Raw genomic sequence first — 25,832 nt, forward strand, 5'->3', positions numbered from 1 at the left:
AGGTGATGGCAAGGACGTCGAAGCCCGTCGAAGGCATCGAGCAGGAAGCAAAAGCCGACGCCGACAACCCGCCGTCCGCCCATCGGCCGGGCGTCATGGATCGCGCGCGGATCTCCTGGCGGCAGCGGAACCGCGCCGCGGCTCATGGCGGCGGGGTGCCGACGGCAAGGAGCGGGTCGCGCGCCACCGGCTGGACGTCAGGCGACCGGCTCGGCCAGGTCCTGCTGCGCCCGCCAGCCGCCATCGGCATAGACCTTTCGCGCCACCTCGGAATAGGGGACCGGGCTCACGATCGCGCGGAGCTCCGTCTGGACGTGGCGCTCGACGGTCGGCTTGCGGGTGCCGCCTTTCTCCTCGCCCCAGACGAAGGTCAGATCGGCGCCGGGCTCGGCATGCTCGGAATCGACCATGGCGAGGGTCAGCATCTTGCCTTCATTGTAGCTGTAGCCGACCCAAGTCGAGAGGCCGACGGTCTTGCCGTCATGGGTGACGCGATCATAGGGATGCATCGAGTAGACGGCCGAGGGGAAATCCATGAACTTCGGCCGGTCGCCTTTGCCGAGCATCGCGCTCCAGACCCGGCTGACATCCTCGTCTTCGAGCGCCAGCGTCACCTTCTTCCGGTGCGGGCCTGCCGCCACTTTCTCGAGGGCGGCGCGGCCGATGAAATCGTGGTCGAACTTGACGAAGGGACCGTAGCCGAGATCCCAGGGTGTAAGGTAGTAGTCCTCAATAGCGTCGGAAACGAAGCTGCCCCCGATCGAGGCCTTGGCGGGATAGCTGTCGGCCGGCAGCCATTCTCGGTACGTCCGCAGGCTCTCGCCCGTATAGACGGCCGGCAGCGGCGACGGGATCCAGCCGGATTCGAGCGTATTGCAGGAATAAGCGCGGCCGCCGACCAGACGCAGGCCGAAGTCCCGGCCGGCCTCCAACAGGGCCTGGCGGACCGCCTCGCCATCGTCCCAGGGGCCGAACAGCTCGAAGCCGGGCTGGCCGGCCATGCCGTGACGGAGCGCCCGAACGTCCTTCCCGGCGATCGTCATGTTCGTCATGTTGAAGAATTTGAGGTCGGGCGGCGTGCGGCCGGTGACCTTCTCGATCACCTTCATCGCATTCGGGCCCTGGACCTGGAACCGATAGGATTTGCGCCGGCTCGGATCCTTGCGCAGCGCCGTGCGCTCGTCGCGCTCGACGGTGACGTTCCAGTCGCCGGTGGCGGCGTGAAACTCGACCCATTCGATCACCGGGGCACGGCCGACGAGGTTGAACTTGTTCTCGTCCAGATAGAAAAGGATGACGTCGCCGATGACATAGCCGTCGGGCGTGACCGGCACGAACTGCTTCGCCTTGTCGACGGTGAAATTGTTGAAGCTGTTGATCCCGAGATGGTTGAGCATCGCGAAGGCGTCGGGACCTTCCACCGCCAGATCGACCATGTGGTAGGACTGGTTGAAGAGCACGCAGCTCTGCTGCCAGGCGCGAACTTCATCGCGCCAGTTGGTATATTCCGCCGGAACGCCCGGATAGACGTTCGGGCCGGTCTGTTGGTTGCGAAGCAGCTCGACGACGTTGCCTGCGGATCGCAGCACCTCCTCCAGATTGCGGGCTGTCATCTAACTCTCCACTCCTCTCGACCTCGCTCGCACGGATTGGAGCGTGGCGAACGCCCCCCTGCCCCGCGCATGATAGATCTTCACATACCCGGCAATTTCGCATTTGAGAAGTCAGTGTCGCCTACAATCGCGCTGGCTTCGCTTCCGACGCGACACCGGTTAATTTCGTCGCGACGACAAAGGAGAAGCGGCATGTTCGTCGCGGTCTATTGGTGGCGGGTGCATCCCGGCAAGGAAGCGCAGTTCCGGGAGGCGTGGCGCCGCGGCACCGAGGCGATCACCCGGATCTATGGCAGCCATGGATCGCGGCTGCACCGCGACCGGGACGGCCGCTTCGTCGGCTATGCCGAGTGGCCGGACGAGGCGAGCTGGCAGCGCGCGTTCGATGCGAAGATGGTCTATGACGATCCCGAGGCGCGGGCGATGTTCGTGGATGCGGTCGCCGAGACTCCGCCGGGCAACCGGCCGGTCTTCACGATGACGGTGACGGACGATCTGCTGACGCTGAGAGGACCGGATGCCAGTGCCGCAAGGGGTGAGCCGCCGGAAAGGGGACGAAGGTGACGGGTACCATGGGCTTCGGCCCCTGCTCCCCGATACGCTCGAATCGACGAACGCTGAAGTCCCAGCAGACGCGGCACTCCTCTTCCTGTCCAAAGATGGACGTCCCCCGACGGCAGAATGATGCGGGGGCTGCTTGACCTACTATAGAACACAACGTGAACGAAGTGTCAAGGATCCGGGCGGATCCGGCGTCAATAGTCCCGCGAATAGCGCAGGTTGACGTTGGTGCTGCTGGTCGAGCCGAACTGCGACAGCAGGCTCAGCGTTCTGGACAGCGAGATTTCGAGCTGGGTGGCGGTGAAGCCGCGTGCATCGGTGATGATCTCCACGAAGATGTCGTCGCTGAGATACATGCCGGCCGCGACGGCGGTACCCCGCCCGGTCGTCTCGTCGGCGCCGAGAACGCGGATGCTGCTGAACCCGGTCGCCGAGCGAAGCAGGCCGAGCGGATTGAGGCCGCCGCCGCCGCCGCCACGCAGGGTATTGAGCGACGCGGCGAGTTGCACCGCCTGGAGCGCCGAAATCTCGGTCACGGAGCTTCCGAACAGGATTCGCGACACGACCTCGTCCTGCGGCAGGTTCGGCGTCGAATTGAAGGCGATCTGTGGATTGGTCGAGTCGCCGGTGACCAAGATCGCCACCTCGACCCCGTCGATGTCGCTGGTCGCCTCGAGATCGAGCTGCGGGTTGATCGGCCGTCCGCCGGTGAAGGTCACGTGGCCGCGCTCGAGATCGAAGCGGCGGCCGGCGAGGCTCAGCTCGCCCCGGATCATGTCGAGCTCTCCGACGAGCCGCGGCGTGGCAGTGGTGCCGGTCACGCGCAGGTCCGCCGACCATTCGGAATCGAGACCCATGCCCGAGACGTAGATCCGATTGTCCGCGCGCAGGCGCAGGTCGAGCTCCCACAGGCTCGGCATGGCATTGTCCGCCACTTCCTGATTGGGCGGCGCGATCGGCTCGCCGCGGCGGCGCACGCCGGCCAGCTCGCGCACCTCGGTCGCCGCCTGGCGGACGAACTGGTAGCGCACCTCGCCGAGCTCCAGCTCTCCGGCAATGCGGGCACCGGCGGGGCCATTGGTGACGGCGAGCTCGCCCGTCGCCCTCGCGCCGATATCATCGCTGCGCGCCAGCTGCGCGTTGGCGAACTGGAGCCGCACGTCCATCGGGAAGCCTTCGGCGGCGGCGAGGCTGATCCGGCCGCGTCCCGAGAGCGTCCCCTCGCCGGCGCGGCCGCTCAGCTGGACGATCTCCAGATGGGAGGCGTCGAAGCGGCCGTTGAGCGCCAGGTTGGTGATGCGGGTTCCATATTGCTCGTTGACGTAGGTGAGGTTGTCGGCCCGGACGAGGCCGACGAACTGCGGCGCCTGGACCCGCCCGCGGAAATCGGCGGCGATGACGACCGGGCCGCTGAGCTGATGCCCGGCAAGGTTGGCGAAGGACATCGGCACGTCCGCCGGGCCGTTGTAGCGGATGCCGCCGTTCAGCGGCGCCGAGAAGAGCCGGGTCGCCCAGCTGCCGGCGCCCGGCGGGAGCGGCTGGAGCGTCGCTTGGGCCCGGCCGACGATGCTTTCGCCGCGTCGGATCACCGCGGCCATGCGGCCGCCCTCCGGCCGCAGACTGCCGGCGAAGGCGATGTTCACCGGCACCGAGCGCGTGGCGATGCCGGTCCGCGTGAAGCCGGCAATGTTGAGCCTGGCTTCGGCGCGCGGGAAGGAGCCGTCCGACGGCTGGGCGAAATCGAGGCTTCCGGTGGCGTTGCCGCCCAATCCCAGGCCGGGCGAGAAGGCATTGAGGATCGAGAGGTCGAAGCGATCGAGCCGCGACTGGACCACGAGCCCGTCGCCCCATTCCCCGGCCAGCCGCACACGCCCGTCGCGCACGGCCACCGTCACCGGATCGAGACGCCAGGCACCGTCGGCGAGGCGGATGCTTGCGGGCTCGGCGAAGCGGAACGGAATGTTGTTGACCTGACCCTGCACGGCGGCGCGGATCAGATCCGGATTCATCTCGGCATTGGCGCCGACGCGGAACGCGACGCCGCTATGACCTTCGGCGAACAGCTGGGCGCGGCCGCTCCCGCCGCGATAATCGACATGGACGCGCGCCCGCTGGACCGAGAGATTGCCGCTGCTGAGGCCGGCGAGCTGGGCATCGCCGACGATCGAAGGCGTCGGCGTGAGGATGGCGGTGGCGCGGATGAAACCGCGCTGGATCAAGATCGGGACATCGCCGGGCGTGCGCGCGCCATTGGCATTGGCGGCCACATCGACCCGCTGATACTGGCCGGCGGCGCTGAGCTGCACCTGTCCGGTCAGGCCCTGCCCCGCCAGGCTGAGGGTGCCGGCGAACGGCCCCGCCGGCGTCCGGACGATCCGTCCCTGGAAATCAATTCCGGCGAAGGTCAGCCGGTTGATCGCAATGGTGAGCGGCCCTCGGTTGCTCGCGATGACGACGTCGGCGGTGAAAGGCCCGTAGGCGGATTCGCCGCTCGCCTGGATCGCCCATCCCTGCGCGGTGGCCCGCACCGTCGCGGTGACGTCGCGCAAGCCGACTCCGAAGCCGGGATTGGCCGCATTCAGCCGGATCTGCGGCGCGGACGGGCTACCGGTCACGCGGACGGTGAGCGCACCATAGCTTTCGCTGATTCCGGCGAGGGTGAGATCGATGGTGCCGTCGGGCCTGTAGATGCCCGTGCCCGAGGTCACCCGCAGCAACGGCGCGGTCAGGCGGACATTGTCGACGCGGACCAGGCCCGACGGCTCTACCGCGACATTGGCCGTCGCGGTCATCGGGCCGCCCAGCAAATCGGCCACCGTGGTGTTGTCGATGCGCCGCGAGCGCGCGGCGATCCGGCCCCGCAGACCGAAGCCGCCGGCCTCGCTGGTCAAATCGAGATTGGCGTTGAGATCGAACAGGCCGACGCCGTCGACGAGATAATTGTTCACCCGTCCCTGCAGACCGGCAAGATATTGCCCGGTCGAAAAGTCGAGCGCCAAGGCGAGCGTGGCGTCGATCCGATCGGAGCGGATCCGGAGATTGTCCGAAACCAGCCGCGTTCCGGCGAGACCGAGCTCGCCGTCGAGACGGACATTGGTGAGCGTACCGCCGGCCACGGCGTCGAAGCCGACGATCCGGCGCGCCTGCGCCGAGATCGGAATGATGATGTCCTCGGCGCGAACGCGCGCGGCGCCCCGGGCGCGAAAGCCCTCAAGCGTGGTGGTGTCGAACGTCAGCCGTGCCGCCTGCAGATCGTAGGCGACCGACGGCGTTGCGAAAGCGCCGTTCAGCACCAAAGCGAGGCGCACGTCGCGCCCGCTGAGGTCGGGCGCGATCGCGCCGGGCTGGATGAGGCGGGTCGCGAGCCGCAGATTCTCGAAGCGGTTGCGGCCGAGATCGACCAGGCCCTCCGCGGCCACGGCGAGGGCCGCACTGCTCATCCGCAACCGCAGGTCGGCGCGGCGGTTCTCGAAGGTCGTGACGAGGTCCACGAGGGTCGTCGGCGCGGTCAGCCGCTCGACCGGCCCCTCCATGAGCAGGCCGGGGCGGATCGGGCCCTGGACGGTGAAGGTGCCGTCGCGGCCGCCGATGCGGAGATTGGCGAGGCCGCGGCCACCGAGCACAGCCTGAAGCCGGCCCTGCCAATTGTCCCAATCCCCCCGGCCGTTCAGCTGGAGGTCCAGCGGCTGATCTATGCCGGAAAGGCCGGCAACGAAACCATCGCCGGGCGCGCGGACGGCGAGGCCCAGCCCAAGCCGGTTCTCGGCCGGAACCGCGTCGAGGCGGAGGCGGACGCGGTCGCCGCCCGGAAGGCCGGGCGCCGCGAGCGCAGCGAGATCGAGACCCACCTGAGCCCGCCCGTCGGCGATTTGGATGGCGCTGTCGATCGAGAGCAGGTGCCGCTGCCCTGTGACTGGCGGATCCACCAGCAACCGACCGATACGAAGCCGCCCGACGTCGATGTCGATGTCGGGGAGCAGCGGCGCGTTCGGGTCGCCGGGCCGCAGTTCGGGCAGACGATGCAGCCGGGCCTGGGGGATGACCAGCGAGCGAATGTCGATATGATTGCGGAAATAAGCGAGTGGGCGATAGTCGAGCTCAGCCGTGGGCGCACGAAAGAAGATCCCGCGCGGATCGCTGAGGGCGAGATCGTGCAGCGTGAGCTCGCCGAACACCGATCCTTCGATCCGCCCGACATGCACCTGAAGGCCCGACGCGGCCTCGAAATTGTTGATCTGGGTGACGATGAAGCGGCGACCCGGATCGCTGTTCAGCCAGACGAGGAAGGCGCCTGCGAGGACCAGCACCGCGAGCAAGGCGATGCCCGCCCATTTCGCGATCGTGACCGCCGGATTGCGCCGCCGGACGATGACGACGCGGCCGTCGTCGCTGGGCGCCTGCGTCGCCATCAGAAGGCCTGACCGATCGAGATATAGACGGATATGCGCGATTCGCCCTCGCGTCGGCCGATCGGCGTGGCGACGTCGAGACGGATCGGCCCGAAATTGGTGTACAGCCGTCCGCCCACCCCGACGCCGAAGCGCATGCTGCTGAAAGTCGGGAACTGGCTCTCATAGACCTGGCCGGCGTCGACGAAGGCGACCACGCCATAATTGCCGAAGCGGTAGCGCCCTTCGAGCGCAAATTCGGCAAGGCTGCGGCCGCCGAGCGGCACGGAGATGGTGGCGGGTTCCTTGTCGGGCTCTTCCGGATCGAAGTCCGGGTTCGGCACGATTTCGCGCGGCCCGAGCTCCTGAAAACCGAAGCCGCGCACCGAGCCGCCTCCGCCGGCGTAGAAGCGGCGCGAAGGCGCCAGCTCGTCGCGCGGAATACCATAGATCGAGCCGAAGCGCGCGCGGCCCGCGATCACGAAGCTGTCGCCCGCCGGGAAGTAGGCACTGCCCTCGATCAGGTTGCGGATGTAATAAAAGTCGCCATTACCGAACGAGGCTTCCGGGTTGACCCGACTCAGCAGCCGAAAGCCCCGGGTCGGATCGAGCAGGCTGTTGGAACGGTCGTAGCCGAGCTGGCCGATCAGGCCGCCGATGAAATAGGCATCGCTGAGCGACAGCCTGGCGCGGCCGACCCGGCTTTCGTTGGTGGCAAGGATTTCGGCGCCATAGGCGTAGGTCCACCTCTTCTGCCAGATCGGCGTCGATTCGCGGGTGACGAGGCCGTGAAGCCGGGCGGTATAGCCCTGGAAGGCCTCGTAATCGCGCTGCCCCGCCTCGATCTGGAGCAGCAAGGCGCGATCGCGCTGATGCCAATTGTTGCGGCGGAAGCGAAGGCTGAGATTCTGCTCGGCGGTGCCGGCGATGGCGGCGATCCTGAGCGAGCCTTCCGGCGGGAACAGGTTGCGATGCTCCCAGGCGCCTTCGAGACGGAGCCCCTCGCCGGTGCTGTAGCCGGCATTGGCGTCGATCGAGCGTGCCGGACCCGCATCCTGGCGAACGAGGATGTTCACATATTCGGTGCCGTCGGGCGCGATCTCGCCGGTCCGAACGGTCTCGGCGGAAACGCTGTCGAAGAGGCGGGTGCTGACCATCGCTTCGCGCAGATCGTCCACCTTTCGCCGATCGTAGAGCTCGCCGCGTCGGAAACGGGCGAGCACGCCGACATGCTCGGCATCGAAAGCGAGGTCGCCTTCAGTCGTGAAGCCACCGAAGCTCGCGCGCGGCCCCAGTTCGACCGGAAGGGTGTAGAGGCCGAGCTCGGTCGCCGGATCGAGCTCGATGTCGCGCAGGCCGACCTCGGTAAAAGGATAGCCCTGTTGCGGCAGGCGCAGCAGGACATTGGCCTCGGCCGCCTCGACCTCCTCGGCAATGATCGGCTCGCCGGACTGGAGCGGCAATGCTTCGCGGGCGAGGCCGGGCGGAACGGTCTGCGCACCGGCGATCCGGATCTCGCCGAAGCGATAGACGGGACCGGGCGCGGCGGTCAGCCTGATCCGCAGGGCACCCGGCTCCTCGACGACATTCTCGATCGCCGAGGCGACGACGGCATCATAATATCCCTCGGAGCGGAGCAGCCGGACGAGAAGCAATTCGTCTTCCTCGGCCCTCGCTTCGATCATCGCGCCGTTGACGGCTTCGCCGCGTGCGTCCTCGAGCGCCGAAAGATCGCGGAAGCGGTCCTCGAGACCGGTTTCTTCCAATCCCTCGACGATGACCGTGTAGCGGATCGGAACGGGCTCCGCCGTCTGCTCGTCCTCGACAGGATCGATGGAGCGCGGCTCGACGTCGGAGACGGACAAAGGCGGTAGCGGTTCCGAGAGTGCGGGATCGCCGAGCGGCGTGTCCTCTACCGGCCCCGGGACAGGCGGAAAGGGCGACGCGTCGGGCTCGATGGCCTCGAGCGGCTCGAGCGGCTCGATGAGGGCCGGATCGAGCGGCGGCAGCGCCTCCTCGAACGCGGAGTCGGGGACGATCGGCTCGTCGTCGCGAACGGCCTGATTATCGGGTGTGGGTTGCTGTGCCTGCACCGCGTACGGCGTCGCCAGAACGCCGCCGGCGATCGCAGCCCACAAGATGCGCGCTTCCGTCAATAGCCCCCGCTCGCCCGCAGGCAGTCAAGTGTCGGGAGCGAAACGAACGATTTTCAAGAAGGTTCAATGGCCTCCGCCGGAAGCGGCGGGAGCGGCGGAAGCGGTTCTTATCACCGGCACCGCCCCATCGCCGACGATGGCGAAGCCGGACCAGTAATAAGGATGGGAGGTCGCCCGCTCGTCCATCAAGGCAAGTTGTGCCAGCCGCAGGGCGCCCGCCGTGCCCGTTCCGGGCGGTGCGGTGAAAAGGCCGGAGATGAGGCGCTGCGTCGCGTCGAAATCGACCGGAACGGGCCAATGGCTGCCGACCACGGTCCGCCCTCCGGCGCCGACGAAAGCTCGCACCAGGCCGTCCAGCGCATATTCGCCGCCGGAGATGCCGGCCGCTTCCGCCGCGGCCCGGCTCCCATGGCCGGCCGTATCGCAGGCGGACAGGATGATGAGATCGGCATCGAGCTGGAGGTCGAAAATCTCGGCGAAGCTGAGCAGGCCGTCCGATTCGCCGTCGCCGAAGCTGGTCATCAAGGCGGGCTGCGCCGGGCATTCGGGCCGCGGTCCCGAGACCAGCCCATGCGTCGCGAAATGGAGGATGCGATATTCGTCGAGGTCGGATCGGCCCTTGATGCCGGTATCGGTGAAGGCATTGCCGACCAGCACCTCCGCTTCCCCCGCCTGCGCCGAGGCGATGGCGGTGCGCGCGGTGTAGAGCTCGTCTGCCGCGATCGGCCGGTTCCACGCGAAAGGCGGCCAGATGCAATCGCCGCCGCCGCGGGTACCGCTGGTCGCCAGCGCCGCAGGCCCGGAAAGCGGGGCATTCTGGCCGAAGCCGATATATTCCGCGCGCGCGTCGGAGGGCCTCGCCTGGCGGCCGTCGCGAAAGGTGCGGGCCGAAACGGCCGTGCTGATGTCTCGGCGCCGACCGAGCCATTCGACCCCGCGGAAGTCGAAGCCGTCATCAGCCGGATCGGCAGCGCGCGCGCGATAGGAGTCGATGCCGGCCTGGTCCATCACCAGCAAGTTGGGAGGCAGCCGCAGCAGCGCGCCATCCGGTTCGAAGACAAGGTGGGATACTTCGCGGATTTCCGCGTCGATCGGCGAGAACATCTGCCGGTAGAGACTGTGCGCGAGCTCCAGATCGAACGGGTAGGTCAGGTTCTGGTTGTTCTCTACGATCGAGATGGTGGCGCGAAGCCGGTCGATCTGCCGTTCCAGCTCGGCCGGGCTGGCGTCGATCCGGAAGGCACGAGCGGCCTGCGGCGTGACGAAGATTCCGTAGGAATCGTCCTCGACCGTCATCATCTTGTAATAGGCCTCACCCGGACGCAGCAGCGCCTGCAGATCGGTGAGGGTGAGGACGCTGCCGGAGACCACCCGATAGCGCGGGAAATCGGCGAGGCGGGCCTGCGTCGCCAGCTGGTCCCGCTGCATCTGCTCGAGCGCCTCGCGCAGCTCGACGGCGCGCTCGGCCTCGACGACGCTACGCGTCTCCGCCGACTCGATCCGCGACAGAGCAGCGCGGTTGCGCTCGATGTCGCGGGTGAGCGTCACCGATTGGCGGAACAGCCGGGCGGCCTCGTCGCTGCCGCCGCTCAGCTCGCGCGCCAGGACCGCCTGGGTCTGAGCGACCCCGGGTCGCACCAGCGCCTGGCTTGCGGTGAACAGGTCGGCAACTGCGTCCGGCTCGCTGCCGCGCTGGACGAGCAGCTCGAACCAGGGTTCAAGGATCCGGCGCAGGGTCGGCGTGCTCTCGCCCCCCGAAGCGACCGCGTCGACGATTCCCCGGAACAGGGTTCCGGCTTGCTCCGGCCGGCCCGACCGGGCGTAATAGCCGGCGAGGCGTCCCTGCGCCGTCAGCAAGGCCGACGATCCCGGATGTTCCTGCTCGAGCAACGCCACGGCCGCCTGGCGAAGGCTCTCGGCCTCTCCGGCATTGCCGCTTCCCTCGGCGATCGAGGCGAGTTCCTCGAGGACCTGGGCGCGCATCCACAAGGTCGCGGCGACGCGGCCGTCACGGATCGCGACCAGCCGGTCGAGCGCTCGGCCGAGCGGCTCGACCGCTTCGGCGTCGCGCCCCTGCAGCCGCATCACCGTCCCGCGAAGCTGCAGCGCCTGCGCATCGAGTATCTGGACCTTGTCCTCGTCGGAAAGGCCCGATGTGCCGGTGAGGCGGGTGGCGCCGGGCGATTCGGCGGTGAGCAAGGCCGCGGTCGGACGGTCGATCACCAGCTGCGCTATGCTTTGCGTCGGCGGCGGCCCCGGGACCTGCCGATCGAGCTCGGCCAGGGCTTCACCGGCCAGTCCCTGATTGAGGAGGTGCATCGCGCGGTAGTTGCGCAGCCGGCGCGCCGTGACCGGCTCGGTACCGCCGAGCGCGGACGCGCGCGCGAACAGGCGCTCGGCCTCGGCGTAGCGGCCGAGGTTTGACTTCTGCAACGCCTCGTTGACGAGCGCCTCGGCCTGGTCCGCCGGGCTCCCGTCGCGGGCCGTCAGGACGGCGAAGAACTCGGCGGCCTCGGCATAGCTGCCGGCATTGTTCCGGCGATAGGCTTCCGCAAGGGCTCGTTGCGGATCCAGGCTGCCGGCCTGGGCGCGCGCGAAAGCGGCAGGATCGCCGGCGCCGGTGAGGGCGACGGAGACCTCTCCCTCGACCTCGCGATCGAGGAGGACGCTGCGCAAGCCGAGTTGAAGGGCGCTGTCATAGGCGTCCAAGCCTTCGGCGACATAGGTGACGTTGCCGCGGCGAACGACATAGACGCGATAGGGGAGATCGGCCTCGTTGAGACGGCAGGCAAACGCCTCGACACCGCCGACATCCTCGATGCCGACGCTGCCGCCGGATGCGCACGTGACGCGCCCGGCGCGCAGGCTCGCCAGCCGCTCGGCCGGATCGCCGCTTCGGTCGCGCAAGGCATAGATCTGTCCCACCGGCAAGGCGGCGTCCCGGCAGACCAGGGCATAGCCGCGGTCGAACATGTCGACGAGGGAGACGTCAGTGACCATCGCCTGGGCCGTGCACAGGACACCGCTCCCGGACCCGATCCTGAAGCTGTCTCGATAGCTCACCGGCTGGGCATGCGCCCCCGTCGCGCCGATGAAGAAAGATGCGACAACCGTCCACGCCGCGGTCCACTTTGTCCCCTTATCCATTGCGGTCGTCTCCGTCGCAGTCGCCATCCCCGTCAACGTCGCATTCCCACAGGATGCTGTCGGCGCCGCTCGTCACCGGCTCCTCGATCAGCGGCTCCCTCGCGAAGCTGGTGTCCACCAGATCGGTGGTAGTGGCCGGCGGCACCAGGAGGGTGAATTCGCCCTCGAGAGGTTCCTCGATGATGTCGGATCCTTCCGGCAGGCTCCCCTCCGGAATCCGTTTCGGACATTCGCCGGTATTGACGATGCAGCGATTGAACTCCGAATCGTCGGTAAAGCCACCCGATCCCTGTGGCCGGGCGAAATCGACCTCGGCGAAGAAATCGTCATTGGTGACGTAGCTGCCGTCCGGATTGATCCGCCGGCCAAAGGCATAGACGACGAGCGGCGAGCTGCCGGTCGGGGTGATCGAGAGGGTGTCGGTAACGGTGATGCCGGCGAAGACGGCGGCCGTTCCGCTATTCTGGACGAAGACGGTGTCCCGGGCGCTCAGCGAGACGTTGCCGGCCTCGATGTAGCCGCGCTCCGCGACGACGCCGTCATTGGCGAGCAAGGCGTCGTTCCGGCCGCTGAAATTCGGGTCTGCGGCGAGCCGATCGATGAGACTGCGGCTTCCGACCCAAATGTCGTTGGAGGCGAGCTCGAGCGACCCGGCCGGACGTCCGTCGGCACCGAGGACCCGGATGCTGCCGGTGGGCGTGATCACCTGGATCCGCTCGTCCGCGGTGATCGAGATGCCGCCGTCGGACCGGACGCCCGTCAATGAGAGGGCACCCGCAACCTCGACGATCCCGCCGGCCAGGAGCTCGAATCGGCCGATCCGCTCACCCGACAAAGAGAGGTCCCGAACGAAGACGTCGGTCGGGCTGCCGCCGGACGAGCCGATCCGCGCGTTTATCCGGAGCGTCGATCCGCTGATCCTGGCCGCCTCGGCATTGGTGAGGGTATAGCCGGGGCCCTGGCTGTCGCCGCCAAGGGTCGCATCCTCACCGTTGGCCACCACCAGAAGGGCCACCAGTTGGGTCGCCGAGTTGCCGAGCGCGCTGCCATCCGCCAGCTCGATATCCGCCGAGGCGACCCGGATCGTCGCGCCCGAGACGGCGCCGGTGAAGCGCCCATTCCCGCCCAGCGTGATCTGGACGGTCTCGCCCGCCACGTCGTTGAAAACGGCGTTTCCGCCGGCCTGGACCGTCACCGTTTCGGCGGTGATGCTCGATCCGGACGTGGTCGAGAAATCACCGGCTGCGCTCGCGACGAAGGCATCGCCCACGTCGAGCGAGCCCACTTCGATGCCGCCGCTGCTCGCGTCGAGCGTGATGTCGCGACCGGCACGGCCGTTCGCGAGCGCGATCGAAGCCGCCTCCACATCGATGTCGAGGAGCGCCTCGAGGATTCCGAGATCGGCGCCGCCGCCGGCGTCGACCGAGATGGACGCGCCGCTCTCGGCACCGGCAATGGCCGCGCCGCCCTCGGCGATCGCCAGGATGGCGCCTTCGGCGAGGAGATTGCCGGCATCGAGGTCACCGCCGGACGTGAGGGTGATCGCGCCGCCGGCCGAGGCATCGCCGATGTCGATGCCCAGCGCTCCGTCCAGGCTGACATCGGTACCGGCGACGAGATTGCCGGCATCGAGGCCACCGCCAGACGTGAGGGTGATCGCGCCGCCAGCCGAAGCATCGCCGATTTCGATGCCCAGCGCCCCGTTCAGGCTGACATCGGTACCGGCAGCGAGACTGTCCGCCCCGAGGACGGAGCCGTCCGAGGAAACGAGCTGTATCCGGGCAAAGGCGTCGCCGCTGTCGAGCCGAAGGTCGCCGGCGGCGTCCACGACGATATTGCCCGCGCCCAGCGCACCCGACGCACCATAGCCCGCCTCGCTGTCGAATCCGTCGCCCGTGGCGATGATCGTGCCGCCGGCGAAGGTGCCGCCGGCAGCGGCGATGAAATCGTCTCCTGCCTGGGCGAAGCCGACATTGATGTCGCCGCTCGCCTCGAGGAAGATGTCTCCGCCGGCGATCGCGCTGTCGATATCGATCGAGACAGGATCGATGATGATGTCGAGGGCCGCTGTCAGCGAACCCAGATCGGCCGCGCCCGCCACGTCGAGATCGATCGATCCGCCGCTGTCCGCAGAGACGATGGTCGCATTGGCCGTCGTGACCGCGACTATCGATCCACCGGCGACGAGGTCACCGGCATCGAGCGAGCCATTGGCCGCTTCGAGGGTGATGAAGCCGCCCACTTCGGCGTCGTTCATGTCGATGCCGAGCGCAGCGACGATGTCGAGATCGGTGCCGGCGACGAGCGTTCCGTCGCTGAGGACGTTGCCGGAACTCGAGCCGAGCAGAATGGCCGTGGCCGCATCGCCATTGTCGAGGCGGAGGTCGTCCACGGCAGTGACCACGATATTGCTGCCATCGGCGGCCAATGTGCTCGGACCATAGCCGTCCTCGGCATCGGCGTCCTCGCCGAGACCGGTGGTGACGACGGTGTCCGCCGTGAAGCCGGTGCCGGCTGTCGCGCGGAAGTCGTCGCCCGCCTGGGCGAAGCCGACGTCGATGGCGCCGCTCGCCGCGAGGGTGACGTCGCGGCCGGCACGGCCGTCGACCATCGCGATCGAAGCCGCATCGACGATGATGTCGACCCCGGCGGTGACCGTCCCAAGGCTGGCTTCCCCGACGGATTCGATCAGCACCGAGCCGCCGGTGCTGCCGCCACCGCCGAGTGCGAGGTCGCCGCCGGCAGTCGCGTAGAGATTCTGAGCGGCGGTGACGGTGCCGGCGACCAGATCGCCGGTCGAGTAGAGATTGGCGAAGCCACCGGCCGTGCCGCTGTCGATCGAGACCGTGGTGCCGGAGAGCGACAAGGTGCCGCCGGCCGAGATGCTGCCGAGGTCGACCTGGTCCCCGAAGGCGCCGAAGAAGCCGCCCGCATCGGCGCTGGCGAGCACGATATCGCCCGCCGCGTTCAATATGATCGCGCCGTCGCTGGAGAAGCTGTCGCCGCTGATGTCGCCATTGACTGCGGTGAGGGCGAAGTCGTTGACGGTCACGACATTGCCAAGAGCAAGGTCGAGCGCCGAAAAGAGGTTGATCTGGGGCGCTTGGAGGGTCCCGTCGCTGAGGATGCTCCCGGCCGAGGAGGTGAGCTGGATCACCCCCGTCGCTTCGCCATTGTCCAACCTGAGGTCGCCGACCGACGAGATGAAGATGTCGCTGCCGACATTGGCGGTGACCGTGCCGCCGGTGAAGCTGCCGCCGGCATCGGCGAGGAAGTCGTCTCCCGCAGCCGCGAACTGAATTCCGATGTCGCCGCTGCTGTCGAGATCGATGTTGGCTCCCGACTCCGCCGAGACGATTGTGATTGAATCGGCGACCACGAAGACATTGCCGGCGGCGCCTACTTCGCCGATGTCGACCAGCGGCGCCGTCAGCGTAGCGTCTCCCCCGGTTGCGAGGATCCGGCTCTGCGGGGAGCCGGTGATGGCCACGGCGGAGTCGAACGTCACCGACTGGCCGGCCACGGTCGCGGCATCGGCCGTCGGGTTGGTGTGCACGAGTTCGATGGTGCCGTCGGTGGCGGCGGAGACCGCTCCCCCTGCGGAGAGGCCGCCGCTGCCCGAAGCAACGAATTCGATATCGCCGGTCGCGTCGAAAGACGCGTCCCCGTCGACGATGACGGGCCCCTGATCGCTGGTGAAGGTCACCGCCGGCCCACTCGTCGCGGGCGCGCCGACCGCGTTCACCGACAGCGAGGCGAAGCGCAGGCCATCGACGACGGTGCCCACATCCTCGATGATGACCCGGCCCGCCTGGTCGCCGGGACCAGGCCCGCCGTCGCCCGTGAGTCCGGTCGCGACGAGGACGGTCTCGCCGAGCGAGGCACCACCCGAGCGATCGTTGCCGTCGGCCACCGAGATGGTCACGATGCCGCCGGTGCCGTTGCCCGCAGTCCCCGCCACCGCCGGCGGGCCGCTGAAATAGGGGCTGTCGCCGGCTCCGCCGCCATACTGCCCGATGCCACTGGCCTCCGCCGTGGTCGCCAAGGCGCTTACCGATCCGCCGGCGACGATTATCGCCACGACGCCGGCCACGCCATCGCCGCCGTCGCCGCCATTGCCACCCGGGCCGGACGCGCTTCCGGACGTTCCGCCGGTGCCACCGGTGCCGCCTGAACCTCGAGCCGCGAGATCCAGTCCCAGAGAAGAGGTGATCCCGATCGTTCCGCCGGCCGCCTCGATCAAAATGGATCCACCGGTGGCGTCGCCGCCGGCGCCGCCGGCGCCGCCCGGATTTTCGCTCTCTATCCCGTCGCTGCCGGCTCCGCCCGTTCCGCCCTGCCCCTCGGCCGAAGCGATCAGGAAGCCGGTCTCGAGCTCGCCATCGATCCCTGTCGAGATGAAGATCTCGCCGCCGGTGGCGGCACCGCCACCACCGCCGCCGACGGGCGTGCCGAAATCGAAGCCTTCGCCGCCATCGCCCCCGCGCCCGCCGGCATCGATATCGAGCCCGGCCGTCGCGAACGTGCCGCCGGCGACGACGATGGAGACGCTCCCGCCGTCACCGGCGCCGCCTGTGCTCGGCGCGCCGGCGCCGCTGCCGCCGTTGCCTAGGGCGTCGAGCTGCGCGTTGCCGTCGATCGTAATGCCGCCGCCATTACCGACCTGGACGATCACGTTCCCGCCCAGTCCGGCACCTCCGGCATAGACGCCGGATACCGAGCTGGAGCCCGAATATTTGCCCCCTGTGCCGTTGGCCGAGAGCCTGACATCGTTGGCGGCGTCGCCGCTGACCACGATGGTGCCCCCGTCGGCGACCAGCGAGGCGGTTCCGCCGGTTCCGTTGCCGGGATTGCCGCCGGCCAGGACGGCGCCGCCGGCGCCCTCGGCCCTGAGCTCGATGTCGCCGCCCACCGCGATGGCGCCTCCGGCGGTGGCCTCGGCATAAGCGGTGCCGCCGAAACCGGCGCCGCCGTCTCCGCCGCCGAAGAAATTATCGCCGCCGGTGCCGTCGGCGTTGATGCTGAGCGTGCCGCCGATCTGGATGGCGCCGCCGTCGGCCAGCACGCCGCCAGTGCCGCCGGTGCCGCTGCCGACACTGCCATAGCCGGCCTCGCCGGTGCCGGTGGCGTCGATCGACAGGGAACCGTCGATGGTCAGCGTGCCTCCGGCCGTGGCGATCGCCAGCGCCTCGCCGCCGACGACGTCGGCACCGCCGGGATCGTCCGACCGGGCGGCGGACAGGAAGACGTTGCCGCCGATATCGATATCGCCCGGACCCGCGCTCAACCGCGCGCGCTGGCCGCCGAACAGGCTGACGTCGCGCGCGAAGCTCAAGGTGCCGCCGCCGCTGGCGGCGGCGAAGGCATCGGCGACGGCATAGCCGCGCACCGACGAGGTGATGTTCGTGTCGGATGCGCCCGCCGAAACCAGGAAGCTGGCGGCGCCGGTCGACGGAGATGCGGTCTGGACCGTGTCGCCGTTGATGGTCCCGTAGCCGGCGGACAGGATGATCTCGCCGTTCGAGACGGTGACGTCGGTCGCCGGCGCGAAGCCGATATTGCCGCTCAGCAGCGCCGTCATCGCCTGGTTCTTCGGCACCGCGACCATGTAGATGCGGTGATTGTCGCCGACGCCGGTGCTGGCCGGGCCGCCGGTCGTGCCGGTGTGGACGATGCCGTTGCCGTCGGTGGTGCCGGAGCTGATGACGATGTCGAACAGGCCGTTGTTGATCGTCATCGTCGCCGCTTCGGCCGCGACGAAGGCGGCGGAGCCGTCGACGTCGATGGCACCGCCATGGACGATGCGCGGCGCGACCATGGCGACGAAGCTGCTTCCGCCGGCGGCGAGCGAGGAATTGAACTGGGACCCTGCCTCCGTGACGATCGCGGCTGCCGGGTCCCCCGTACCGAGCGTCAGGTTGAGTGCATTGGGATCGAACGTCTCGCCGTAACCATTCTCTGCGACAGTCACTGTCAGAGTCGTCAGGACGAGATTGCCGACATCGAAACTCGCGGTCGGGCCTATAAGGATGCCCCCGGGGGACGAGAAGATGATCGTCCCGCCCGGACCGCTGGGGATTCCGCCCGAAGTGACCTCGCCGACGACCTCGCCGTAGAACCGGGCGACGGCATTGGATCCAGCAGGGCCGAAGATGCGGTTGAGTACCGCAAATCCCTCGGGCCCTCGAAAGGTTGCTGTATTGCCCGCAGGCAGAAAATCCTGGCCTGGCCCTGACAATTCCCAGTTGATGATGGCGGAGGGATCGCCGTTGCCCGGCCGAGGGTCGATCGTGATAGTCTCAGTTATGCCACTCGTCAGGTCTCGGGTGACATTGCTACCAAGCTGCGGCGTGTACGTGCCTTGGAACGCCTGGGCGCGCGCTTGCTGTGGCTGGGCGAGGAGCAGGGCGGCGGCGCCCGCCGCGCAGCCGAGCAGGAGGGCGCGGCGCCGGCGGCGCAGGGCGCCGGGCCGGCGGGCGGGCATCGAAAGGGCGTGAGCCGTCATCGGCTGCTCCATGGCCAGAGGCGGGTGGTGAGCGAGACCAGGAGGCGCGGATCGCGATCCGTCTCGAAGCCGGCCCGGTCGAGCGGGAAGGCGAGCATGACCTCGAGCCGGAGGCGATCGCCCCAGGAGGCGCGCACGCCGCCGCCGACCGAGGTCAGCTCCTCATGATCGTCGGCGATGATTCGATCCTCGTTCCAGACCCAGGACTGGTCGAGGAAGATGAAGGGCTCGGCCGTGAAGCTGGTCGCCGTATCGGGAAAGATGGTGCCGTAGCGCAGCTCCGCCCGCAGGCCGAGACCGCTGTCGCCGAGAATGGCGCCGGGATCGTAGCCACGGCCGATGGTGAAGTTGCCGGCCGAGAATTCCTCGAAGCTGAACAGCGGATCGCCGCTATACTGGGCGCGGCTGGCCACCGCGATGGTGAACATAGGATCCGGCCGATATTCGCCCTCCATGGCGGCGCGCATCACCGTCGCGGTCGGATCGCCCTCAAGCCGCGTCGGCGGCACCACGCCGGGCTGCAGGCAACGGACGAAGCCGGGGCCGCATGGTTCGGTCGCGCCGAAGATGTCGAGGCCCTGGCGCAGCTCGGCCGACGCGCCGAGCCGCCAGAGCGGACGCCACGGCGCGTAGCGGGGATCGGCGCCACCCAGTCCGAGCGCCTCGTAGGCCAGCCGGGCATAGACGACGCGTAGCCGGTCCCGGCTTAGGTCGAGATCGTTGAACTGGGTATCCTGGTCGATCAGATCGAAGCCGATCGCGCCCCGCAGCGTCCGCTGCTGCGCGCGGATGAAGGGATAGCTCGCCTCGACATTGGCGATGAGCGACTCCGAGGTGATGTCCACCGCCGGATCGCCGAGGTCGGGATTGGCCCAGGAATAGGTCAGACCGCCGCCCAGGGTCAGGCCTTCGCTGCCCAGCCGGAAATCGTGCGCCACCTGGAGGGTCTGCTGCTCGTCGAAATCGGGCGTGGAGTAGAAGGCGAGGACGGTGCGGTCGCCGAGACCCGTCAGGCCGTAAAACTGGCCGCGGACGAGCGCGCCGAAGCGGCCGAGCTCGCGCGAACCATAATTCTGCACGTTGAAATCCACGAGGACGGGGGTTCGCAGGACGGTGACCTCGCCGACCACCTCGCCCCGGGCCCCGCCCGCGGATCGAAGCGAGAGGCGCACATTGTAGCCCGGCAGATCGCCCACCAGGAGAAGATAGCGTTCCGCTTCGTGGCGGTTGAACACTTCCTGCTCGGTCAGACGCTCCAGATAGCCTGCGATCAGCCGCTCGGCGCGGCCGGCATCGCCGCGCACCCGCAGGCCGACCAGCCGCGCCATCAGCACCTCGAAGCGGACCGTGCCGTCGGCTATGCGCTGCTCCGGCACCTCGACCGCGGCGACATAGCCGGCTTCGCGCAGGATCGTCGCCGCGCGATCGCGTATCTCGCAGATGATCGAGACCGGCTGTTCCTGCCCGACGAACGCAGCGAAAGCGGGGCGCAGAGCATCTGCCGGCAGGCCGCGGAGATTGTCGAACTGGACGTCGTTCAGCGTGAAGCGGACGTCGCGATATTCCGGCCGGTCGAGCGCGCAAGGAGCCCGCTCGATCTCACCCTCGACGGTCAGCCGCCCCGGCGCCTCCGTCCGCTCCGGCGTCGGTCGGACGATCTCCTCGCGGGTGGGCGCGATCGGCTGCGGGGGAGGGGGGACCTGGGCGAGGGCCGCGCTCGGGAGGAGCAAGGCCACGGCGATAGCGACTGCGGATCCGGCCGAGCCGACACGTGCGGAACGCGGCCGCGTCCCTGCGCGCGCTCGAAGCGGCGATCCGGAATCAAGTCGCTCCGGCAAGCCCATGCCACGCCCCCCTTTTTTGATGCGCCAAGACTAGCACTATTTGCCTTGGCGGGAAGTCCCTTGCTGCAAGAATGTCGATCCCTGCGACAAGCGGGGCGGGCGCGGCGCCTTCAGGGCCCGTCGCCGAGTTGCGGATTTTGGGCCCTGACATGCTGAAGGAAGGATCGGGGCCGCTTCATCAGCGATGCCGCATCCTCGACGCGCAACCCGACCGTGCGCGCGAGCTCGGCGACGAAATGGACGCAGTTGCGCCGATTGAGATTGTAGGAGGGCTGGGCGCGATCGCGCCACGCCTGAACCACCCCCAAGACGGCACGATATTGCGCATCCGAAAGGATCAGCGAGAACTGGCGGTCGCTGCGCGCGATCTGCTGACCTCCCTCGACGATGACCTCACCCGCCACCGAGCCGAACAAGATGGCCGGACTGACCGCCTTTGCGGTGAACCCGTAGCTCGTATCGACCGCCTCTCCGGTCTCGTCGACCGTGCCGCGCAGCGTGACGAAGGCATGCGGGAAATTGTTGCCGCCAAGCTCCCGCGAATAAAAGGCAATCTCGACGGCCGCCGCGGCCGGGGCAGCAAGTCCGAACAGCAGGAGCAGAGCCAGCAGCAAACGCACCCGTGAAGCGGCCAACATCCCGTCCCTGCCTAATTACTCCCTCCCGGCTAACCACAGGCGTCGACCGCTGGCAACCCGAGGGCAAGCTCAATGGCCGGCGGCGGCCGAGGCCGCGAACGAAGGCGGCTCCGCCATCGCTCCCGCCGCCCGCGCTCGCCGAACGATCTCGATCTCGGCCTCGAAACGCGCGACGCGTCCGCGCCAATGGCCATGGGTGGGACTGCCGAGGAAGTTGAGGCCGCGCCGGCCGAACCGTTCCCAGAAGCGCACCGGCGCCTCCACGTCATAGCCGGCGCGGTCGAGCAGATAGACGCTCATCCGGTCCGCCTCGGCCTCGGTCTCGCGGATCAGTCGCGCATTGCGTCCGAACCCCCGGAGCAGGCCGCGCGCGACGCCAGCAGCGTCGAGCCGAGCCCTGTGCCGCAAGATATTATGAGCCAGTTCGTGAGCAGCGATCGCCGCCAGCTCCGCATCGTCCTCGGCATAGGCCGCGATCGCCGTCGTCAGCTGCACATATCGCCCGTCGGCGAGCGCGTTCATGCGGCTGGACGGAATCAGCTGGAATCGGCTGGCGCAACCCGGTTCCGCGGCAATGTCGAGCTCGAGATCCCGATCGCCGCGACGGATGCGCAGTCGCCCGCGGCCGTCGGCAAAGGCCGCCTCGACCGCGGCCAGGATGCGTTCCATGCCGTCGAAGCTGCCGCTCGGGCCGGGGTCGAAGCGGGGCAGCACCGCGCCGTCGACCGAGACCAAGGCGTCGTCGGCTTGAAGTCCAGCGTTCTCGGCGGGACCGCCCGGCACGACCGCCAGCACGGCCGTCCCCCCGGCTAGGCCGAAGGCGCGCGTCGCCGCCTCGCGATAGGCGCCGCCATATTGAGAAAGGTCGTGGAGCGCGAAGCCGGGAAGCCATTGCCGGTCCGGGCAAAGGGCGAGATTGGCGGTGGCAAGGCGGTGACCGATCGCAGTCAGCCGCGCGTCGAGCGTGCGCATGGCGAGCAGCGACGGCTCGAGGTCGCGCTCGGCGGCGGCAGCAGGCGCGAAGCCGAACGACAGCAGCGGGAGGATGAGCCCGACGGCGAGCCTGTTGAGCAGGCGCATCAATCGGCGGCTCGATGGATCGGCGGCGGCACGCGGCGTGAAAACAATCTTAACCCTTCCAGGATAGCGAGCCCGGGCACGCCGTCACGGCCCAATCGCCGCGACTCTTGCAGAATAGCAACACTCTTGAAGTCGCGGAACCGCGCCGAAATTTGGGGGTTGTCATCTACCGGGTGGTGTGGCAGTTGCACCAAGGCCAGCTCAAAGGGGAGTTCGAAATGAGTTTCAAGAAGGCATCCATGGTGGCGATGCTCGCGGTTTCAATGGCTAGCACTCCGGTGCTGGCGCAGACCGCTGCCGCTTCGTCGTCGCCGGCCGTGACCGAGTCGGCTCGCAGCGGTGCGGCAACGGACGATGCCAGCGCGCTCAACGGCGGGTTCCTGATTCCGCTGCTCGCGATCCTGGCGGTAATCGCCGGCATCTACGTTGCGGTCGACGGCGGCGGTGATCGCCCGGTCAGCCCGTAATTCGTACGCAGTCATTGACGATAGCGGCCTTCGGGCCGCTATTTTTTTGCCTGGAGCCGATGACCGTATCCCTGGAATGGACGAATCGCCCGTGCGGCCGTCGACCCGGCCTGGGAGAATATTCGTGAAGCGGCTCATCGGCCTCGGGCTCGCCGGCATGGCTGCCCTTCTGGCGTCATGCGGCTCCGAACAAGAGACTTCGCGGGCGGAGCGACCCGCCGTGCGCCCGCCGGAACCCGCCTGCGCCCAGGCGCGAACCACGCTGCGGACCGACTATCGCGACAGCGGGTTGCTTTTCGAGGAGACCGGCGAGGCGCTGATCTCCCGCCAAAGGTGGATGCGGATGAGCGAGGGCGCGCGCGACGCCCTCATCCAGCCGCTGGCCGTGGTCGCCGCGTGCAGCGCCGATACGCCGCAGCGCGAGGTCCAGGTAACCGTTCGCGACGAAGCAGGCATGGTGCTCGAGACCCGCCATGTTCGACCCTCCACGGACTTCCGCACCCGCTGAACGGCCGATCGACTCCCGTTTGTACGATGCCGGCAGTTGTTGTAGCCGGTGCGCACAGGAACAGAATGCGAGCCATGATGAAAAGGGTGTGGATAGTCGCGGCGGCGCTGGCCGCTGCCGCATGCCAGGCCCCGGTCGAGCCGGTCGCGGAAGAGAAAAGCGACCGGCTGATGCGGGGTTGCGGCGAAGCCGATCGGCTGCTCGAGCAGATGAAGAGCGCGGAGAGCAGTTTCCAACTGGACGGGGAAGGCAATGCGACGATCCGGCGCAGTCTCTGGTCTTCCCTGCCCGACAGCATGCAGGATGGCCTGCTAAAGGCGATCGCCTACGATGCCGTGTGCAAGGCCGGTGAGCCTCGCGAGCAGGTCGTGACGATGCGCAGCAGCGAGAGTTCCGAGGTGCTCGCCCAACAGACGATCACCGAATTCGCGCGCTGAGGCCCGAAGAGCAGGTCAGGCGGCCGAGCGCGACGACTGGAGGAAGCCGCCTTGAACGGTAGCCACCGAAGGAAGTTCTTTCACGCGCACCGAAAGGCTCGTACAAACAAGATGATGAATGATTTCTCGCGTCGGGACGGGACTCTGCAAGGGGTAACTGGATGATCAACAAGCTGTCGACGCTCGGACGAGCGCGGAAGCGGGCCGTGATCATCGCGTTCGACATCGTGTCGATGAGCCTGGCACTGTGGCTCGCCTTCTGCATTCGATACGGCGAGTTCTACATCCCGATCAATATGTGGGTCCTGCCGCTGGCTGCCGCCGCGATCGCCCTTGGCGCCGGCGTCCTTCTGCTCCTCAAGGTCTATCGGGTCGTCATCCGCTACATCGACGTCAATGCGGCGCTGACCATTGCGGTCGGATCAGGAGCGGTCTCGGCCGTCTGGTTCGTGCTGGCCTATGTCTCTCGGGTGAAGGACCTGCCACGCTCGGTCGGCTTCATCTATTTCGCCCTTCTCTTCCTGTTCATGTTCTTCGGCCGCCTCGGCGCCGCGCGCTTGCTGAACGGCGACCATCCCGGCCGACTTCCGGTCGCGCGCTCCAACAAGGCGGGCGCCAGCGAGAGCAATGTCGCCATCTATGGCGCCACGCCGGCTGCCTCGGCTCTCGGCGAGGCGCTTCGCCGTCATCCGGAATACAGGCTCCGCTGCTTCGTCGACGACAATCCGGCCTGGGTGGGCAGGACGATGGGCGGGGCGCCCATCCGCTCCACCGAAGAGTTGCGCGATGCGATCCGGCGCGGAGCCGTGCAGCAGGTCTTCGTCGCCATCCAATCTTCGACGCGCACCGAGCGCGTGGCCGCGCTCGCTGCGCTGTCGAACATGGGCGTTCCGGTGATGACGATCCCCTCCTACGAGGAGATCATGAGCGGCCGCTATACGGTTTCGGACGTACGGCCTATCAATGTCGAAGACTTGCTCAAGCGCGACATCGTCCCGCCGATCGGCGAACTGATTGAAGAAGGCGTCCGCGGCAAATCCGTGCTGGTGACCGGCGCCGGCGGATCGATCGGATCGGAGATATGCAGGCAAGTGGCCCAACAGGGGCCGCGCCGGCTCGTGCTGCTCGATCACAGCGAATTCGCGCTCTTCAGCATCGAGACCGAGCTGCGCGCCCTCTGCGAATCCCTGGGCACGGCGCCGGATCTCGTCCCGATCATCGGTTCGCTGCTCAACGCGCGGCTGGTGCGCTCCCTGCTGACGGACCACGAAATCGACACGGTGTTTCACGCCGCCGCCTACAAGCACGTGCCCTTGCTCGAGTTCAACGAAGTGAGCGGCGTCGCCAACAATGTGATCGGGACCAGAATCCTGGCGGATGCCTGCGTCGAGGCCAACGTCCCGCGTCTGACGATGATCTCGACCGACAAGGCGGTGCGGCCGACAAACGTCATGGGCCGCAGCAAGCGGGTGGCGGAGCTCTACATCCAGTCGCTCGCCGCCCAGTCGGAGGTCCAGACCCGGTTCGGCATCGTCCGCTTCGGCAACGTGCTCGACTCCTCCGGATCGGTCGTCCAGCAGTTCCGCAAGCAGATCGGCGAAGGTGGCCCCGTGACCGTCACCCACCCCGACATCACCCGCTTCTTCATGTCCATCCCGGAAGCGACCCAGCTCGTCCTCCAGGCGAACAGTCTCGCGACCAAAGGCGAAGTGTTCGTCCTAGACATGGGCGAACCGGTTCGCATCGCGGACCTGGCGCGCACCATGATCGCCCTGTCCGGCATGACCGAGCGGACTCACGCCAATCCTGACGGCGACATAGAGATCATCTATATCGGCCTGCGCCCCGGGGAGAAGCTGCACGAGGAATTGTTCGTTGGCGAAGCCATCGTCGATACCGTGCATCCCCAGATCAAGATGGCTATGGAACGCTCGATGCCCTTCCAGGAATTGCAGCCGCATCTGCGCCGGCTCGAAATAGCGCTCGAGGCGCATGATGCCCGGGCGATACGAACGGTGTTGAACAAGATCGTGGAAGGGGATTTCCCGGTCGCGAGAACGGCGAAGCCGATAAGGACTCAGGGCGAGGCCTCGGCCACGGCGGTGAAGGGCTGATCATTCCATGGCGATCGACGCACCTCCGACCGGATCCGGTCCGTCCCAACAAGAAGGGCCGCGCACGTGGCAGCCGAGCCGGCGGCCGCCCCATGCCGCCACGAGCGGCCAGCCCGCCGACGAGGGCAAGATCGTCGAGCTGGGACTGCCGGAAGGCCTCGTCGCGCGCTTGCGGGCGTTATTCAGGCGTCCGTTCGTCCGACTGGTGGCCGGCCTCGCCCTCTTCATTGCGGGCGCGCTCCTCTATGACACCTATGTCAATTACGGCAGCTGGACCGAGCGTGCCGAGAAGCCGAAAGCGACCCAGCACAAGGGCTTGGCGCCGGTGAAGGAGAGGCCGGACGGCTAGGCTTCCACGCCACGATAGCAACGGC

The 25,832-nt window shown here is 68.0% G+C and carries 14 protein-coding genes; 6 read left to right on the plus strand and 8 right to left on the minus strand.

Going from position 1 to position 25,832, the window contains the following annotated elements; translation table 11 throughout:
* Positions 1-197: 197 nt before the first annotated feature.
* Complete coding sequence (gene desA, locus DDE10_RS11060) at positions 198-1,613, minus strand: syringate O-demethylase (protein ID WP_114952834.1); 1,416 nt, start codon at positions 1,611-1,613, stop codon at positions 198-200.
* Between the two features lie 192 nt (positions 1,614-1,805).
* Between desA and DDE10_RS11065 the strand changes: the two genes are divergently transcribed.
* Positions 1,806-2,177, plus strand: coding sequence for an antibiotic biosynthesis monooxygenase family protein (locus DDE10_RS11065; protein WP_114952835.1), 372 nt, complete (start codon positions 1,806-1,808; stop codon positions 2,175-2,177).
* A gap of 191 nt (positions 2,178-2,368) precedes the next feature.
* On the opposite strand, the gene DDE10_RS11070 is transcribed toward DDE10_RS11065, so the two are convergent.
* The 7 genes from DDE10_RS11070 to DDE10_RS11100 all read right to left on the minus strand — a co-directional run bounded on the left by DDE10_RS11070 (position 2,369) and on the right by DDE10_RS11100 (position 21,932).
* A complete protein-coding gene (locus DDE10_RS11070) occupies positions 2,369-6,583 on the minus strand; it encodes a translocation/assembly module TamB domain-containing protein (protein ID WP_114952836.1) in 4,215 nt (1,404 codons plus the stop codon).
* On the minus strand, positions 6,583-8,700 hold the full coding sequence (locus tag DDE10_RS11075; protein WP_284734595.1) for an autotransporter assembly complex protein TamA: 2,118 nt from the start codon (positions 8,698-8,700) through the stop codon (positions 6,583-6,585). Before DDE10_RS11075 ends, DDE10_RS11070 begins: the two co-directional genes overlap by 1 nt.
* 81 nt (positions 8,701-8,781) lie before the next feature.
* Positions 8,782-11,865, minus strand: coding sequence for a CHAT domain-containing tetratricopeptide repeat protein (locus tag DDE10_RS11080; protein ID WP_114952837.1), 3,084 nt, complete (start codon positions 11,863-11,865; stop codon positions 8,782-8,784).
* Complete coding sequence (locus DDE10_RS11085; protein WP_114952838.1) at positions 11,858-18,370, minus strand: beta strand repeat-containing protein; 6,513 nt, start codon at positions 18,368-18,370, stop codon at positions 11,858-11,860. Before DDE10_RS11085 ends, DDE10_RS11080 begins: the two co-directional genes overlap by 8 nt.
* On the minus strand, positions 18,367-20,106 hold the full coding sequence (locus DDE10_RS11090) for a ShlB/FhaC/HecB family hemolysin secretion/activation protein (RefSeq protein ID WP_284734596.1): 1,740 nt from the start codon (positions 20,104-20,106) through the stop codon (positions 18,367-18,369). The genes DDE10_RS11085 and DDE10_RS11090 overlap by 4 nt, the downstream gene beginning before the upstream one ends.
* Positions 20,107-20,324: 218 nt before the next feature.
* Positions 20,325-20,852, minus strand: a complete 528-nt coding sequence (locus DDE10_RS11095; protein ID WP_114952840.1) for a hypothetical protein — start codon at positions 20,850-20,852, stop codon at positions 20,325-20,327.
* 69 nt (positions 20,853-20,921) lie between these two features.
* A complete protein-coding gene (locus DDE10_RS11100; RefSeq protein WP_114952841.1) occupies positions 20,922-21,932 on the minus strand; it encodes a M48 family metallopeptidase in 1,011 nt (336 codons plus the stop codon).
* Between the two features lie 218 nt (positions 21,933-22,150).
* Between DDE10_RS11100 and DDE10_RS11105 the strand changes: the two genes are divergently transcribed.
* The 5 genes from DDE10_RS11105 (at position 22,151) to DDE10_RS11125 (ending at position 25,807) form a co-directional block, all read left to right on the plus strand.
* The gene (locus DDE10_RS11105; protein ID WP_162806554.1) at positions 22,151-22,399 is read left to right on the plus strand and encodes a hypothetical protein; all 249 of its coding nucleotides are present in this window, start codon (positions 22,151-22,153) and stop codon (positions 22,397-22,399) included.
* Between the two features lie 124 nt (positions 22,400-22,523).
* A complete protein-coding gene (locus DDE10_RS11110; protein WP_162806555.1) occupies positions 22,524-22,907 on the plus strand; it encodes a hypothetical protein in 384 nt (127 codons plus the stop codon).
* 65 nt (positions 22,908-22,972) lie between these two features.
* Positions 22,973-23,344, plus strand: a complete 372-nt coding sequence (locus tag DDE10_RS11115) for a hypothetical protein (protein WP_162806556.1) — start codon at positions 22,973-22,975, stop codon at positions 23,342-23,344.
* A gap of 161 nt (positions 23,345-23,505) precedes the next feature.
* Positions 23,506-25,458, plus strand: a complete 1,953-nt coding sequence (locus tag DDE10_RS11120) for a polysaccharide biosynthesis protein (protein WP_114952845.1) — start codon at positions 23,506-23,508, stop codon at positions 25,456-25,458.
* Positions 25,459-25,465: 7 nt separating this feature from the next.
* A complete protein-coding gene (locus tag DDE10_RS11125) occupies positions 25,466-25,807 on the plus strand; it encodes a hypothetical protein (RefSeq protein ID WP_114952846.1) in 342 nt (113 codons plus the stop codon).
* Positions 25,808-25,832 lie beyond the last annotated feature (25 nt).

Source organism: Sphingosinicella terrae (assembly GCF_003347635.1).
Taxonomy (GTDB): domain Bacteria; phylum Pseudomonadota; class Alphaproteobacteria; order Sphingomonadales; family Sphingomonadaceae; genus Allosphingosinicella; species Allosphingosinicella terrae.